We start from the raw sequence: 15,117 nt of genomic DNA on the forward strand, positions 1-15,117 counted from the left end.
TTCGGCGGCGCAGGGCTTCCCACTAAAGGTCCGGCCCTTTATCATTTTTATAAAATAATTGCGCTGTCAATGTTGGTAAACACGCTTTCCTGCATCGAGTCCCCGTCAACCGCCGTGATTACTTTTTTGTGTGGAACACTTACAATGTATGCCACATTGTTCATCAGTACGAGCGACTCTTTTGCCCCTTTGTTCTGCGCCTTTTCTACCGCGCCTGCCAGTCTGGCGATTTCTTCGCCGCTCAGCGTAATTCCGCGCTCCTCCAGTCGCTTGCGCGCATGATTCGAAAAATCGATCTCGGCTGTTGCTTCCGTCAGCTTCTGCTGCATAACCGCATCAAACGAAGTCCCGGTGTTCGACTGTTTCGGTTTTGCAACAGCATGCGTAAACGGCTGCGGATAAAAGATGTGCCCGGCTTTAATCCTGTTCATCGTCCTGCACCTTCATTCGTTTGCCGCTGTTCTCCGCTGCCATTTCCTTCTGTCTCTTTGGTCCGGCTTTCATTTTGGCCACCTGAACCCTCAGACAAACGTTGCGACTCCTGTTCTGCGGCCGGGGCGGCTTGCATCTCCACCGTTTCTACCACACCAACATCAATTTTTGAGCCGTCCGCCAATACGAGCTGCACTTTGCCATCCTTGAAACTAATCGCCTTGACAGTGCCTTCTTTCGGCGTTTCTTTTATTACTTCATTGCCATTTTCGTCCGATTCCTTTACGTGTTCTGTCCACGTGACTTTCTTGCCAATCATACTGGACAAACCATTCAAACTTTGCACTTCCATGAACCTTGTAAACATATCGTTCAGATTGACCATCTGTTCCAGCATACTGAATTGGGCCATCTGTGCGATAAACTCTCTGTCCTGCAACGGTTGGGTCGGGTCCTGATGCGTCAACTGGGTAACCAGCAAACGCAGGAAATCTTCTTTTCCCAGCGATGATTGTTCCTCGAATGTTTTTGGTTTCGCTCCATATGAAGTACGGTAATGAGTGGCATCGATAACCGTCATCTTTTTCCCTCCCTTCTTGTGCGTTTCACTACGCTTCAGTCAACATCTCCGCTCGTTCTTCTAGCAGTTCTTCTAAGTTAAAAACAGCTTCGTCCGACGTTTCTTCCTTTGGCTGCTCATGTTCCTGGCGCCCGGAACCCCCTTCTTTTTCCTGATCTAACGTACGGTTATCTGATTCGCTTGATGTGACCGAAACATGATTGACCTCTATTTTTTCCACCTGAAGCCCCTGCTGAATGAGCGCCTGTCGCAACTGGTGCAGCTGCTGTTCAATCGCTTCTTTGCCGGCGGAAGTAGCAGCCGTAAATTGTGCGGTAATTGCGCCATTTAATGCCGTAATCTTCACGTCAACTCGGCCCAAATTTTCAGGGAAGAGACGAAGCGTCGTTTCCATCGCGCCCGTACCCTGGTTCAACCGCATATGCTTCACGATATACACTTCCATCTCATTCGCGAAAAATCTTGCAGGAACAAGTGGCACATGCGCATTTCGGTTGCTAAAAACAACGCTTGCTTCTGCTTTTCCTGCTGCAGCTGTTCCCTGCATTTGGTGGTGCATAGCTTTCGTAAGCGTGCCTTCTTCCAGCGCAAATCCAGACTCCCGTTTACCGGAACCAGCCTCCGATTGTATTCCCGTACCTGGCACGTTTTGCTCACTATTGCTTCCAGCATTCAACATGCCCGCCACTTTCTGCTCACTACTGCTTCCAGCATTCAACATGCTCGCCACTTTTTGCCCGCTATCGCTTCCAGCATTCAACGCCCCTATTCCATTCATGTTTCCAGAACGTACCGTCGCAACTTCACCGCTTTGTTCTTTCAGAAACAAAAGCGCTGCTTTTAGTCTGGTTATCAGTTCTGGCGGTAAAACATTCCCTTTTGTCTCTCCTATTCCATCAAGTACATTCTGTGTTTTTTGTACCATCAAAGAAAGCTCCTGAACCTTCTCTCTGCTTCCGAATGGAATGAGATTAGGAAATTGTTTCCAGTCTGCTTCAGCTTGCGCGACACCAAGCAGATCGCTTCGGCGCTGTGTTTGTCCGGTTATCTGCTGCAATTGCTGCAATAATACATAAAGCTGCTGCAACGCCGCGAATATTTCCTGTGTTGCTTCACTGCTGTCCGTTTCTTTTGTCTTTTGAACCTGCTCTTCAATAACGGTTACCAGCTTTTCAATTTGCACAACTACTTCCGACACCGCATTTTGCTTTTCTTCTGCACCATCTGATAAAGGTTGCAAAAAGAGCGCGCTTAACGCTGTTTGCATTTCGCTCGCAAATAAACCGGAAACACTGCCCACATTGTTTGTTTTAGCAGCGCTCGGCACGTTTTTAGTAAAAAAGCTAATTCTATTTATTAGAATATCATCCATTTATTTCATTCACCCCCTTTCTAGCAAAAATACATGTATTCAGATGTATTTCTTCTTTACTATCAATATGTCAACAGCTTTTGACTAATTTTTGCGGCCACGGCTGCACCGTTCGGATTCTCTGCCAGCTTTGATAAAATTTGGCCGCGCTGCTCGGCATTCATCTGGCTCAAAACGAGCACCGCTCTTTTTTCATCCGCTTTAAACAGCTTTTCTACTAAATCAGCTGCGCTTGCCGGTTGCATGCTTGAAATAGAAGAAGCCAATTCACGCACAGAAGCGTTATATTTAAGTTCCAAAAGCTGCTGTTGTATGGCACTCGGTTCAGCCAAGTCCTCAGGTGATGCTTCTTTTAGCAACAAGGATAAGTCGGCTGCTTTTTTCGGATCCATCTTCGCCATAATGGCTGAACGTTCTTCCGCCTTCATGGTCAAAAGAAGTTGGGCCGCCTCCTCCGGCGCCATTTTTTCTAGTATCGGCGCTGCTTTTCCCGCAGACATTGACGTATAAATCTTGGCGAGATTCTTTATTTTCTTTTGCTCTTCTTCAGTCGCTTTTTTTTCTGCCGCTTTCGTCGCCTCTTGGTGCTTCTGCGCTTGCTGCAGCACCTGGTCCATTTTTTGCTTCTCTAATTCAGCTTTTCTTTTTAAGTCTGCAATTTCTCTTTCTTTCGCCTCGAGTTTAATTTCCAGTTCGCTAATTTTGCTATCTTTTTCATCCGCTTTATTCCCGTCTTCTGCTGGGGCAGATGAATCAACGGCAGCATCAGGGATCACTTTTTCCAGAACGGGAACTTTGTTCAACTCTTTCGCCAGTATGCCCATAACGTTATAACCAAACATCTGGGCAATCACAGCCGAAAGCACAAGAGTAAATAATAGCGGAATAAAAATAATGTAAAAAAACCATTCCAGTTTGCTATATTTCCGTTCTTCTGCCATTTCTTCCATAAAAACACCCCTAGCGCGGATTCACTTTTTGCCTATAATAACGAGCGACCGCCATTTCATCTAACTCTTTTTGCTCCGCCTGCCGCGTCTCCGCTTTATATCTTTCGAAAACATGATCTTTCAGTTTTTCCCATACTTTATGCTCTATCGCCCGCTCAGACAGAATAAACTGTTTTGCTTCCACTTCTTTTTCCGCCTGTGCCTTTGACTCATTTGCCTGTATAATGAGACGCTGCAAGTGCCCAATATACTCATAATTTATTTTCAATTCCGCAAGAGATATGTTTTTGCCCTGCTGCATTATACGTCGTTCCATCTCCTGTTTGTTTTTTTCAAGAGAAACAAGGCGCTGCTGCTCTTTTTGTAACAGTTGCACAGATTTACTGTAATCCATCTGCGCTTGTTCCTTCTCCTTTTCTTTCATATTCAGGATTTTTTGAAATGTATAAGTAAACGCCATGATAACCACCCGCTTACTTTGGAATAAAGTCAGTCATCAGCTGACGAATCGCTTCCTCCAAATTCGAATGTTCTTCTATACCTTGTCCGGTATACCGCATAATTGCGTCTTTATAACGGATGGCCTGATCAATGTCCCTGTTCGCACCGCTTTTGTATGCGCCAATATTAATTAAATCTTCGGCGTCTCGATATACTGCCAATAAGCGTTTCAATTCATTGGCTGCAGCGTAGTGTTCAGGCGTGACAATTTCTTTCATCACCCGGCTTACGCTCGCCAACACATCAATCGCAGGATAATGACCAGTATGAGCAATACGGCGGCTTAAAACGATATGACCATCGAGAATCCCCCGCGTAGAATCGGCAATCGGATCATTCATGTCGTCGCCCTCTACAAGTACGGTATAAAAGGCCGTAATCGAACCTTTATCTGATGTGCCTGCCCGCTCTAACAAGCGCGGCAACAAAGCAAAAACCGACGGCGTATATCCCTTTGTTGTCGGAGGTTCTCCAATCGCCAGTCCTACTTCGCGTTGCGCCATCGCGAACCGCGTCACCGAATCCATCATCATCATGACATTTAATCCCTGATCCCGAAAATATTCGGCAATTGCTGTCGTCAGCAAAGCCCCTTTAATGCGGATAAGCGCTGGTTGGTCGGATGTGGCGACCACGACGACTGAACGTTTTAATCCCTCTTTTCCCAAATCGCGTTCAATAAAATCCGCCACCTCACGTCCCCGCTCACCGATCAATCCAATTACGCTTACATCCGCTTCCGTATTTCTCGCAATCATGCTAAGAAGCGTACTTTTTCCAACGCCGCTCCCCGCGAAAATACCAATACGTTGCCCTTTACCAACTGTCAGTAAGCCATCAATAGCTCGTACCCCTACCGAAAGGGGTTCGCAAATCCGTGGGCGCGAAAGCGGATTGGGCGGCTGATTGTCAACCGGGTATTCGACCATCGCATTGGACAGTTGTCCTCCATTCATTAACTTGCCTGTCCCATCCAGCACTTGCCCGAGCAATTCCATACCTACTCGAACCGTTAACGGCTTTCCGGTAGCCACAACATCGCATCCAGGGCCAATCGCCCCTAATTCTCCCAATGGCATGAGCAATACTTTATTATCTTTAAATCCGACAACCTCAGCAGGAACAGGGGCCGGAGAAGATTCAGGATAAATATTGCATATTTCCCCTATTTTTACATTTGGCCCCATAGACTCTACCGTCAAACCGATCACTTGTGAAACTTTTCCGTTAACACGAATCGGATTTACTCTCTGTAACACATCCAAATACTTGTTAAGCTGCAGCATGATTACGACTCGCTTTCATTTCCGATCGTTTCTAGGAGCGCTTTTTTTATTTCTTCTAATTGCGTGTCCACCCGCGCATCCACACTTCCCATTGTAGTCCGAATCACTGCTCCACCGTCGGAGATTGACCCATCAGGCACGATGGTTACTTCTACTTGGCTGTCCAAAACCTCAAGCAGCTTTGCACGATTTTCCTGAACGTACGGGTAAACATCCGGGCTTACCGCCACAACCATTGATTTGTACTCTTTGGTATGGGATAGTGCCTTGTGAATAAGAGCGAGTACATTATCCTTATCCATCTCAAGATGCTCCCCGATCACTTTCCGGGCAATGGCCAGCGTCAAATTAAGCACAAAAGGTTCAGCTTCCGCTATCATTTTTCGCTTAACAGCAGGCGCCTCTTCAAGAATTGCGGCTGCTCGCCGAAGCATTTCCGCATATTCCTCGTAAATAAGGCGACGGCCTTCTTCTTTGCCTAGCTCAATTCCCTGTGCAAAACCTTCTTGCTGAATATGTGTGCGAATTTCTTCATCTTCCTGCCGTTTGGCGGCCCACCATGCATCAATGTCTCGCCGGGCTTCCTCTATGAGCTCCTTTGCCTGTTGCTTCGCTTCTTTAATGATGCAAGTTGCCTTTGCTTCCGCTTCTCTTACGATTTCGTCCCCCTGCGGGGTTGAATATTCTTGAATTGTAACGGCTGAATCATGGTGCGGTTTGTTTTCTTTCCGGTACGGCAACTCAATTACTTTCTTATTTTCGGCAGTAAGGTAGAAAGAAGATTTTATTACTCTAGACAATAATCTCATCTCCTCCGCCGCGGGCGATGATAATTTCGCCGGCTTCTTCTAAGCGACGAATGATTGCCACAATACGCGTCTGCGCTTCCTCCACATCACGCAAGCGAACAGGCCCCATATATTCCATCTCTTCTTTGAACGTATCCGCCATTCGCTTGGACATATTGCGAAATACGACGTTCCGCACTTCCTCATTTGCAACTTTAAGCGCAAGCATAAGATCGGAATTATCCACATCATGAATGACGCGCTGAATGGAACGGTCATCAAGCGAAACAATATCTTCGAATACGAACATTCTCTTTTTGATTTCTTCTGCAAGCTCCGGGTCTTGAATTTCCAATGCATCCAAAATGATGCGTTCCGTACTGCGATCCACATTGTTCAGCATATTGACCACAGATTCAATACCTCCTGCCTGCGTATAGTCCTGCACAACCGTAGAGGACAACTTCTGCTCCAGCACGCTTTCTACCTGACTAATCACTTCGGGAGATGTACTTTCCATAAGCGCAATCCGCCGCGCCACTTCCGCTTGCATCTCCTGCGACAACGCGGAAAGAATAGCAGCAGACTGTTCAGGTTCAAGATAGGAAAGAATAAGCGCAATGGTTTGCGGATGTTCATTTTGAATAAAATTCAAAATTTGCGCAGGGTCGGCTTTACGCGCAAAATCAAAGGGACGAATTTGCAAATGCGCTGTCAACCGTTGAATAATATCGTGCGCTTTTTGCTGACCTAACGCTTTTTCCAGAATTTCTTTCGCGTAACTAATACCACCCTGAGAGATGTATTCTTGAGCTACACAAATCTGATGAAATTCTGTTAACACCGATTCTTTCTCCGAGCTGTCCACTTTTCGCACGTTTGCAATTTCAAGAGTTAATTGTTCAATCTCCTCTTCACGCAAATGTTTAAAAACCTGAGCGGAAACTTCAGGCCCAAGCGATATCAAAAGGATAGCCGCTTTCTGTCTCCCGCTCCATTCTCTCGGCGCACGTGCCATTTACATCCCTCACTCCTATTCCTCTACTAACCAAGTGCGCAACAAATTAACAAACTCTTCCGGCTTCTCTTTGGCAAGCTTTTCAAGCTGCTTGCGCACAATCACGTCCTCCCCATCTTCGGCCTGCTGCAGATCCGGAATTTCAAACGATCGTTGCTCTAATTCCTCTGCTTCCACTGCAGCCGCGTTTCTTCGTCTGCGCATGACTATGAATACCACGACAGCTCCTATTACCAAAAGCCCAATGCCGCTTGCAAGCAAAATGGTGAGCCAATTATTTTTCTCTGACGCCACTTCCGGCTTACCGTTAAACGCCTGGGCAAACACTTTCACCCGTTGATCAATCTGCTCCTGCGTAAGCTGAGTGCCCTGAGACGATAGAGAAGCACGTACGACATTCCCAATAATTTGTTGAATTTCCTCCTGCACCTGCGGCGTTAAACTCGCCGGGTCGTTTGGATTTGGGGGCTCTACTCCGACACTAATGGAAATGTCTTCAATTTTATACGGCTGACCAACAATATTTTGCTTAATCCGGTTGACTTCCCGGTTTACACGTTCTTCCATCTTTTCATATTCGCTGCCTTCTCCACCTGTGGCTCCTGCATAACCCGGAATCTGTGTCTCTCCGGTTCCGGCGGTACCTCCGGCCGGGACACCTTTACCCGAGTACGTTTCCTGGATTTTTTCTGCACTAATAATAATTCCTTCATTGTTTTCCTTGTCCACAGGCTCCACCAATTGTTCTTCGCGCTGTATCTTATCAAAATTCAACTTTACATATGTATATACAAATACTTTATCGCGCCCAAGAATGGTGCCCAACATATTTTGTAAGTTTTTCTGGATATCATTTTCAATATCCTTTTTGATTTTGCGCTGTTGCTCATACTGGGTAAGAGCAAACGCATCGCCTTCATCTTCCATCATCTCTAGCATTTCGCTATACTGGTTCATAATGACGATATTTTCTTTTGGTAGATTCGGCACGCTTTTAGAAACAAGATTATACAACGCGTTAATCTGCGGCTGCGTAAGCGATTTGCCCGGTTCTACCTGAACCACGATAGAAGCGGTCGCTTTAGCCCCGTCTTCGCGGACAAACACCGTTTCTTCCGGCATCGTCAAAATGACTTTGGCATCGCTCACACCGTCGACCGTTTTCAGCAAATCCGCAAGCTGGTTTTGCATCGCGTCGCGCTCTACAACATCGAATTGGCGATCGGTCATTCCCATGCCAATATTCTGGCTAAAAATATCAAGCCGGACTCCTTCGCCTTTCGGAACCCCTTTGGCCGTCAAATCAGCCGCCAGATTGTATTTGTCTTTTTCAGGGACAAGCACACGATTGCCTTCAATTTTATATTTACCGCTGTATCCCATCGCATCCAGTTCCGTCTTGATCTGCGCCACGTCCACTTCCGTCAAGTTTCCGCCGAACAGCGGCACATAATTCGGTCTGGAGGCTATATAAATTGCTAACGTTGCCGATATAATAAGAAAAGCGGTAATTGCGCCTAGCATTATTTTTTGTTTCTTTGAAAGGCGGCCTGAAAACTCTATGATTTTCTCCCGCCATTGCTGCAATTTCTCGTTCATCCTCCACCCCGCCAATTACCTTCATAAATTACTAACTAGTGCTAGATTTGCATTCTCATTATTTCCTGGTAGGCTTCTACCACTTTGTTACGAAGCTGCATCGTCAGTTCAAGTGCGATGCCTGACTTTTGCGAGGCGATCATGACCTGGTGTAAATCTTGGATCTGCCCTGCGGCCAGCCCTTGGTTCATTTTCTCGCTTGCTTTCTGAAGTGCATTCACTTCATGGAGCGCATTTTTCAAATAAGAAGCAAACGATGTTGTGACTTCATAAGGCGTAGGGGCACCTGTTGGCACTTTATCTTGAACGGAAATTGACGGCAGCTCTGCTCCAATTCTCTCTACCATATTCCCTCTCCTTACTTACTAATCTCCAGTGCTTTCATCGCCATCGCTTTCGCGGCGTTAATCGCGGTTACATTTGATTCATACGCCCTTGTCGTAGACATCAAATCGATCATCTCTTTCAACATATCCACATTTGGAAGCGCCACATATCCTCTTTCATCCGCATCCGGATGGGTCGGATCATACATCATTTTCGGAGGCGTTCGATCCTCTACGATGCGTGTAACCCGCACACCGTTTATCGGCATCGGCCCGGTCCGTCCCACAGCCGCTTGCAAAAAATTTTCGAAACTAGAAGCGCCTGTTTTTGGTTCGATAATAGCCATTTTTCTTTTGTAGGGCTCCCACCGTCCATTTACGTATTCTCCGCGCGTCGTATTCGCGTTCGCAATGTTGCTGGATATGATATCCATTCTCAGACGGTTTGCCGTTAATGCGGAAGCGCTCGTATCAAAACTGCCAAATAGTGTCACTATGCCTTCCCTCCTATTACCGCTCTCAGTTTTGTAAACTGTCCAGCAGTCTGTTGGACTAAGGCGTTATACCAAAGCTGGTTTTTCGCCAAATTCGTCATTTCAAAGTCCAAATCGACATTATTCGCTGTATTTTGCATAGGTCCAATAGAAGAGTCGATTTGAAGTCGGGGGCGAACGTCCATCAAAGAAGATGTGCCAAAAGCAATATGTTTTTTATCCGTCCTGTATGCAGAAAAAGTAGTCTCCGTTCTTGAAAGCGCCCTTTGCAGCTCACTTTCAAAGGTCACTGACTGTGATTTATAATAAGGAGTATCCACGTTCGCAATATTGTTACTAATGGCCTTTTGACGCATGGTCGCAGCGTCCAGTGCTTTTTCCAAAATTGTCAATGTCTGTGTCATAAGCATCTTTCTTCCCCTCCCTCTTGCCATAAATTGGGTCAAATATCCCCCGTAATATTCTATAGAAAAGGATAAAAATATTGCCAATTCGACAAAATATAACATATACAGGTAACAACTTTAATATTAGCAGATTGTCTAAAATGAACAAGGCCCTATACGAAAGATAGGGCCTTTTTACCAGACGAAAGTCTTATCTGTTTTACGAAGTTTTTAATTTTTCAAGTTCAGGTAAAAGCTTTTCATTTAAGATTTTAATATAGGTACCTTTCATACCGAGGGAACGTGATTCGATAACGCCGGCGCTTTCCAATTTGCGCAACGCGTTTACGATAACGGAGCGTGTAATGCCTACACGATCGGCAATTTTACTTGCAACCAGCAATCCTTCTTTTGCATCCAATTCCTCAAAGATATGCTCCACCGCTTCTAGCTCACTGTAAGATAGAGAGCCGATAGCCATTTGCACAACCGCCTTGCTTCGAGCTTCCTGCTCGATTTCTTCAGCACGCTCCCGCAAAATTTCCATGCCTACTACAGTCGCACCCACTTCGGCCAGCACAAGATCGTCATCCGTAAATTTCTCGTTCAAGCGTGCCAGAACAAGCGTTCCGAGGCGATCCCCCCGCCGATAACCGGAACGATGGTTGTTAACCCTTTCTTAAATAAATCTTTCATTTCTACCGGAAATGCAGTATACGGACTATCGATGTCAAGGTTAGCCGACGTTTCGTCAAGGCGCAGCAGCTGTGTGCTGTAATCACCTGGGAAACGACGTTCTTCAAGCATTTTGCGGATACGGTCATTGTCTACTTCCTGCGCGATAGCATAACCAAGAATTTTTCCTTTACGGCTAAGAACGAAAATGTTTGCTCCGATAATCTCGCTCATGACCTCTGCCATTTCCATAAAGTTTACCGGATGTCCTGCCGTTTTTTGTAACAAACGATTAATGCGACGAATTTTTGATAACAAATCCATTATTATACTTCCTCCTTCAAATTTTACAGAATATAGCGACTTAAGTCTCGATCTTCTACGATGTCTTTCAATTTTTCTCTCACATATTCCGGGGTAATCACAACTTTCTCTAGCGTAATATCAGAAGCTTCAAATGATAAATCCTCTAATAACTTTTCCATGATCGTATGCAGTCGTCTAGCCCCGATATTATCTGTGTTTTGATTCACCTCGGCTGCGAGTTTAGCAATCTCTTTAATAGCTTCGTCAGAAAATTCAACTTTTATTCCTTCTGTTTCCAATAAAGAGACATATTGTTTTATCAAAGCGTTTTTCGGTTCGGTTAAAATCTGGACAAAATCTTCTACCCGCAGGCTATCTAATTCCACACGAATCGGGAACCGTCCCTGAAGCTCCGGAATCAAGTCAGACGGCTTCGCCATATGAAACGCACCGGCGGCAATAAATAAAATGTAGTCGGTTTTCACCGGACCATATTTCGTCATTACCGTCGAACCTTCCACAATCGGCAGGATATCGCGCTGTACGCCTTCACGCGAAACCTGGGCAGAGTTGGTCTCTTTACCGGCAATTTTGTCTATCTCATCAATAAAGATGATCCCGCTCTGTTCCGCGCGTTCGATTGATTCTTGGATGACTTCATCCATATCAATCAATTTTTGTGCCTCCTGCATGATCAGCACTTTACGTGCTTCCCTTATGGGGAGTTTTCGCTTTTTCATTCTTTTGGGCAAGAGGCTTCCTAGCATCTCCTGCATATTGATACCCATTTGATCCATTCCTGAGCCTGAAAACATATCAAACATCGTCGGCGCCGTATCTTCTACTTCAATTTCTATGACGGTGTCCTCCAGCTGTCCCATCGCCAGTTGATGGGCTACTTGGCGCCGCTGTTGCGATACTGAAAGATCATCCGCATCGCCAGTTGCAGATTGGTACGTATTCTGGTTTCCCCCGAATAACATCTCCAACGGGTTTTTAAAAGATTTATTGGCGTGCTTGCCTGGAACGAGAATATGCACAATCCGTTCGTTCGCCATCGCTTCTGCTTTATCTTTCACCTGTTCGGTTTTCTCCGCTTTGACCATGCGTATAGCTGTCTCTACCAAATCTCGCACCATTGACTCGACATCGCGCCCCACATAGCCTACTTCCGTAAACTTTGTGGCTTCCACTTTAATAAACGGCGCTCCGGTTAACTTGGCAAGACGTCTTGCAATCTCCGTTTTACCCACCCCGGTCGGACCGATCATCAGAATGTTTTTCGGCACGATTTCGTCGCGGATTTCTTCCGGAAGCAAACTGCGGCGGTACCGGTTCCTTAAAGCGATCGCCACCGAGCGTTTCGCTTGCTTTTGTCCCACAATGAAATGATCAAGCTGTTCAACAATTTGTTTCGGGGTTAAACGTTCAGGGTTTTTCAAGGGCACAGCCTCCTCGTCATTCATGAATTTCTTCCACAACAAGGTTATGATTTGTATAGACGCAAATATCAGCTGCCGCCGTCAATGCCGCTGTTGCAATCTCTCGTGCGGTTAAATTCGGAGCGTGCTTTTTCAGCGCGCGGCCTGCCGCAAGCGCGTAATTGCCTCCCGAGCCGATAGCCAGAATCCCGTCATCTGGTTCAATGATTTCTCCAGTTCCCGAGATTAAAAGCATATGTTCCTTATCCATCACAATCATGAGCGCTTCCAGCTTGCGCAACACTTTGTCAAGCCGCCAGTCCTTCGCAAGCTCCACCGCCGCCCGCGGCAAATTGCCGTGGTGTTCATCGAGTTTGGCCTCAAACTTCTCAAAAAGCGTAATCGCGTCAGCAACAGAACCGGCAAATCCAGCCACAACTTGACCATGATAAAGGCGCCGCACTTTTTTGGCCGTTTGTTTCATAACCACAGCGTTGCCCATCGTTACTTGCCCGTCGCCAGCCATCGCTGCTCCTCCGTTATGACGCACGGCAAAAATGGTGGTGGCGTGAAAAGTCATATCCATTGACTTCCCTCCATAATCTATTGGTTTTACGCCCGCGGATGAGCCTGATTGTAAACAAATCGCATCCTCTCCCGCGTTACGTGCGTGTAAATTTGCGTTGAAGAAATGCTTGCATGTCCAAGCATTTCTTGCACGCTTCGCAAATCCGCACCATTCTCCAGCAAGTGGGTAGCAAACGTATGGCGAAACGTATGCGGACTTACTTTTAAAAGCTCGCTTGTTTGTTTCACATATTTGTTAATTATGCGGCGCACGCTGCGGTCTGTGAGCGGCTCCCCCCGAACGTTAACAAACAAAGCATCGTTTTTCATCTGTTTGCATAAGAACGGGCGACCGCGCTGTATGTATTGTTTATAGGCAACAAGCGCGTGTTGCCCGAGCGGAACATATCTTTCTTTTGCGCCCTTTCCGAATACGAGAGCCGTACCTGCAAGTGTATCAACGGAACGGATGGTCAAGCCAACAAGCTCCGACACGCGCATTCCACTGGCGTATAGCATCTCGAGTATGGCTCGATCCCTTAGCCCGAGCGGTGTCTTTGTATCCGGCAACTGCAAAATCGCTTCAACTTCTTTCGGAAATAAAAAATTCGGAAGCTTCTTTTCCAGCTTTGGCGTTGCGGTCATCGCGAACGGATTGTGCCCCACCAGTTCTTCACGTAGTAAAAAACGGTAAAAACTTCGCAGGCTTGATAATTTTCGCGCAATTGAGCGACGAGCGTAGTTTTGCCTGTGCAATTCCGTCAAATAACTGCGAACATGAACATAAGAAACAGCAGCATATGCTGTTACGTCATGCTGCTTCATAAACGCCGCAAAAGCCCGGATGTCTTTCTCATAGTTCGCAATCGTCAGAGGCGAAGCGTTTTTTTCAATCTGCAAGTACTGTTTAAACAGCAAAAGCAGGCGATCAGACTCCAAGGCTTCCATTTGTGTACCTCCTACCCGAGCAACAATGCATACGGGACGCAGCAACGCCGCATCCCGTACACATCATTTCCAAAAATACTTTCCCCACAGGGAGAATCCAGCTTTTAACCGTCGTTAGTATAACATAACCCCATCGCTAGCTGCAACTTAAATTGTGAACGCTTCGAGAAAAATTCTGAATTTTATCTAACGCCCGCTTCGCATACTGTTCATACCGTTCTTTTTTGTTGCGGATGTTGCTTTCAAGCGGCGGAAATAAGCCAAAATTTGCGTTCATAGGCTGGAAATTGTCCGGGTTTGCCGTTGTGATATAATGCGCCATACTGCCCATCGCCGTCTCCGGCGGAAATACCAGGGGCTCAAGCCCGCGCGCAAGACGCGCGGCGTTAATACCTGCAATCAATCCGGAAGCGGCGGACTCTACATATCCTTCCACACCAGTCATCTGTCCAGCGAAAAACAAGGTATCTCTGTCTTTATATTGGTATGTCGGCTTTAACAAACGTGGAGAATTGATAAACGTATTACGGTGAATCACGCCATAACGCACGATTTCCGCATTTTCAAGCCCGGGTATCATCCGAAATACCCGCTTTTGTTCCGGCCACTTAAGGTGCGTCTGGAAACCGACAATATTGTATAATGTGCCGGCACTATTGTCCTGGCGTAACTGCACGACCGCGTACGGCTGTTTTCCGGTGCGCGGATCAATGAGCCCGACCGGCTTCAGCGGCCCGAATAACATCGTCTGTTTACCGCGCTTGGCCATTACTTCAATCGGCATGCACCCTTCGAAGAAAATCTGCTCTTCAAATTCTTTAAGCGGCACTTCTTCTGCTGTAATCAGTGCCTCATAAAATGCGTCAAATTCTTCTTCCGTCATCGGACAATTAAGATAAGCTGCTTCTCCCTTACCATAACGGGAAGCCAAAAACACTTTGTTCATATCGATCGTTTCTTTGTCAATGATCGGCGCCGCCGCATCATAGAAATACAAATACTCTTCGCCCGTCAACTCTTGCAGTTTCTTGGACAAATCAGGTGATGTTAGCGGACCGGTAGCAATAACGACAATCCCATCTGGAATCTCCGTGATCTCTTTATTGCACACCTCGATGCGTGGATGATTGCGCACGCTTCTTGTTACGGCATCGGCAAATTCGTGTCTGTCCACTGCAAGCGCTCCTCCAGCCGGCACAGAACAATTGTCGGCCGAACGAATAATAACGGACGAAAGGCGGCGCATCTCTTCTTTTAAAATGCCCACAGCATTGGTCAACGAATTGGCGCGCAGTGAGTTACTGCACACCAGCTCCGCGAATTTATCGGTGTGATGGGCCGGAGTTTGGCGCACAGGGCGCATTTCATACAGAATGACATCAACACCCTGTTCGGCGATTTGCCAGGCCGCTTCGCTGCCTGCCAACCCAGCTCCGATGACTTTTACTTTTTCCATCGCTCCGTAAAA

Annotated in this window: 16 protein-coding genes and 1 pseudogene; all 17 read right to left on the reverse strand. The window is 46.5% G+C overall.

The features are described from left to right. Positions 1-47: 47 nt before the first annotated feature. The 17 genes and pseudogenes from K3F53_RS11585 to trmFO all read right to left on the reverse strand — a co-directional run bounded on the left by K3F53_RS11585 (position 48) and on the right by trmFO (position 15,105). Positions 48-431 (reverse strand): TIGR02530 family flagellar biosynthesis protein, encoded by a 384-nt coding sequence (locus K3F53_RS11585; protein WP_057898411.1) that lies wholly within the window; start codon positions 429-431, stop codon positions 48-50. After that, positions 428-1,012 (reverse strand): flagellar hook assembly protein FlgD, encoded by a 585-nt coding sequence (gene flgD / locus K3F53_RS11590; protein ID WP_057898410.1) that lies wholly within the window; start codon positions 1,010-1,012, stop codon positions 428-430. Before flgD ends, K3F53_RS11585 begins: the two co-directional genes overlap by 4 nt. 28 nt (positions 1,013-1,040) lie before the next feature. Next, complete coding sequence (locus tag K3F53_RS11595; protein ID WP_220558997.1) at positions 1,041-2,384, reverse strand: flagellar hook-length control protein FliK; 1,344 nt, start codon at positions 2,382-2,384, stop codon at positions 1,041-1,043. Between the two features lie 62 nt (positions 2,385-2,446). After that, positions 2,447-3,334, reverse strand: coding sequence for a MotE family protein (locus K3F53_RS11600; protein ID WP_057898408.1), 888 nt, complete (start codon positions 3,332-3,334; stop codon positions 2,447-2,449). Positions 3,335-3,344: 10 nt separating this feature from the next. Beyond that, on the reverse strand, positions 3,345-3,794 hold the full coding sequence (gene fliJ, locus K3F53_RS11605; protein WP_057898407.1) for a flagellar export protein FliJ: 450 nt from the start codon (positions 3,792-3,794) through the stop codon (positions 3,345-3,347). 13 nt (positions 3,795-3,807) lie between these two features. Beyond that, positions 3,808-5,121, reverse strand: a complete 1,314-nt coding sequence (fliI, locus tag K3F53_RS11610) for a flagellar protein export ATPase FliI (protein ID WP_057898406.1) — start codon at positions 5,119-5,121, stop codon at positions 3,808-3,810. 2 nt (positions 5,122-5,123) lie between these two features. Continuing rightward, positions 5,124-5,921: a FliH/SctL family protein gene (locus tag K3F53_RS11615; RefSeq protein ID WP_057898405.1), complete on the reverse strand. Its 798-nt coding sequence runs from the start codon at positions 5,919-5,921 to the stop codon at positions 5,124-5,126. Then, positions 5,914-6,927, reverse strand: a complete 1,014-nt coding sequence (gene fliG, locus K3F53_RS11620; protein WP_057898404.1) for a flagellar motor switch protein FliG — start codon at positions 6,925-6,927, stop codon at positions 5,914-5,916. Before fliG ends, K3F53_RS11615 begins: the two co-directional genes overlap by 8 nt. Positions 6,928-6,942: 15 nt before the next feature. Beyond that, entirely contained in the window at positions 6,943-8,526 is a 1,584-nt protein-coding gene (fliF, locus tag K3F53_RS11625) for a flagellar basal-body MS-ring/collar protein FliF (RefSeq protein ID WP_057898403.1), read from the reverse strand. A 41-nt stretch (positions 8,527-8,567) separates the two neighbouring features. Beyond that, positions 8,568-8,873 carry a flagellar hook-basal body complex protein FliE gene (gene fliE / locus K3F53_RS11630; RefSeq protein ID WP_057898402.1) on the reverse strand — a complete coding sequence of 102 codons (306 nt, stop codon included), beginning with the start codon at positions 8,871-8,873 and terminating at the stop codon, positions 8,568-8,570. An 11-nt stretch (positions 8,874-8,884) separates the two neighbouring features. Beyond that, positions 8,885-9,346 (reverse strand): flagellar basal body rod protein FlgC, encoded by a 462-nt coding sequence (gene flgC / locus K3F53_RS11635; protein WP_057898401.1) that lies wholly within the window; start codon positions 9,344-9,346, stop codon positions 8,885-8,887. Next, positions 9,346-9,756 carry a flagellar basal body rod protein FlgB gene (gene flgB, locus K3F53_RS11640; RefSeq protein WP_057898400.1) on the reverse strand — a complete coding sequence of 137 codons (411 nt, stop codon included), beginning with the start codon at positions 9,754-9,756 and terminating at the stop codon, positions 9,346-9,348. The genes flgC and flgB overlap by 1 nt, the downstream gene beginning before the upstream one ends. Before the next feature lie 196 nt (positions 9,757-9,952). After that, positions 9,953-10,731: pseudogene (gene codY, locus K3F53_RS11645) on the reverse strand (GTP-sensing pleiotropic transcriptional regulator CodY). A 23-nt stretch (positions 10,732-10,754) separates the two neighbouring features. Continuing rightward, positions 10,755-12,155, reverse strand: a complete 1,401-nt coding sequence (gene hslU / locus K3F53_RS11650; RefSeq protein WP_408863238.1) for an ATP-dependent protease ATPase subunit HslU — start codon at positions 12,153-12,155, stop codon at positions 10,755-10,757. A 16-nt stretch (positions 12,156-12,171) separates the two neighbouring features. After that, complete coding sequence (gene hslV / locus K3F53_RS11655) at positions 12,172-12,720, reverse strand: ATP-dependent protease subunit HslV (RefSeq protein ID WP_057898397.1); 549 nt, start codon at positions 12,718-12,720, stop codon at positions 12,172-12,174. Positions 12,721-12,746: 26 nt separating this feature from the next. Beyond that, positions 12,747-13,649, reverse strand: coding sequence for a tyrosine recombinase XerC (gene xerC, locus K3F53_RS11660; protein ID WP_057898396.1), 903 nt, complete (start codon positions 13,647-13,649; stop codon positions 12,747-12,749). A gap of 136 nt (positions 13,650-13,785) precedes the next feature. Beyond that, on the reverse strand, positions 13,786-15,105 hold the full coding sequence (gene trmFO / locus K3F53_RS11665; RefSeq protein ID WP_091259621.1) for an FADH(2)-oxidizing methylenetetrahydrofolate--tRNA-(uracil(54)-C(5))-methyltransferase TrmFO: 1,320 nt from the start codon (positions 15,103-15,105) through the stop codon (positions 13,786-13,788). Positions 15,106-15,117 lie beyond the last annotated feature (12 nt).

This window comes from Aneurinibacillus thermoaerophilus (genome assembly GCF_019603355.1).
Classification (GTDB): domain Bacteria; phylum Bacillota; class Bacilli; order Aneurinibacillales; family Aneurinibacillaceae; genus Aneurinibacillus; species Aneurinibacillus thermoaerophilus.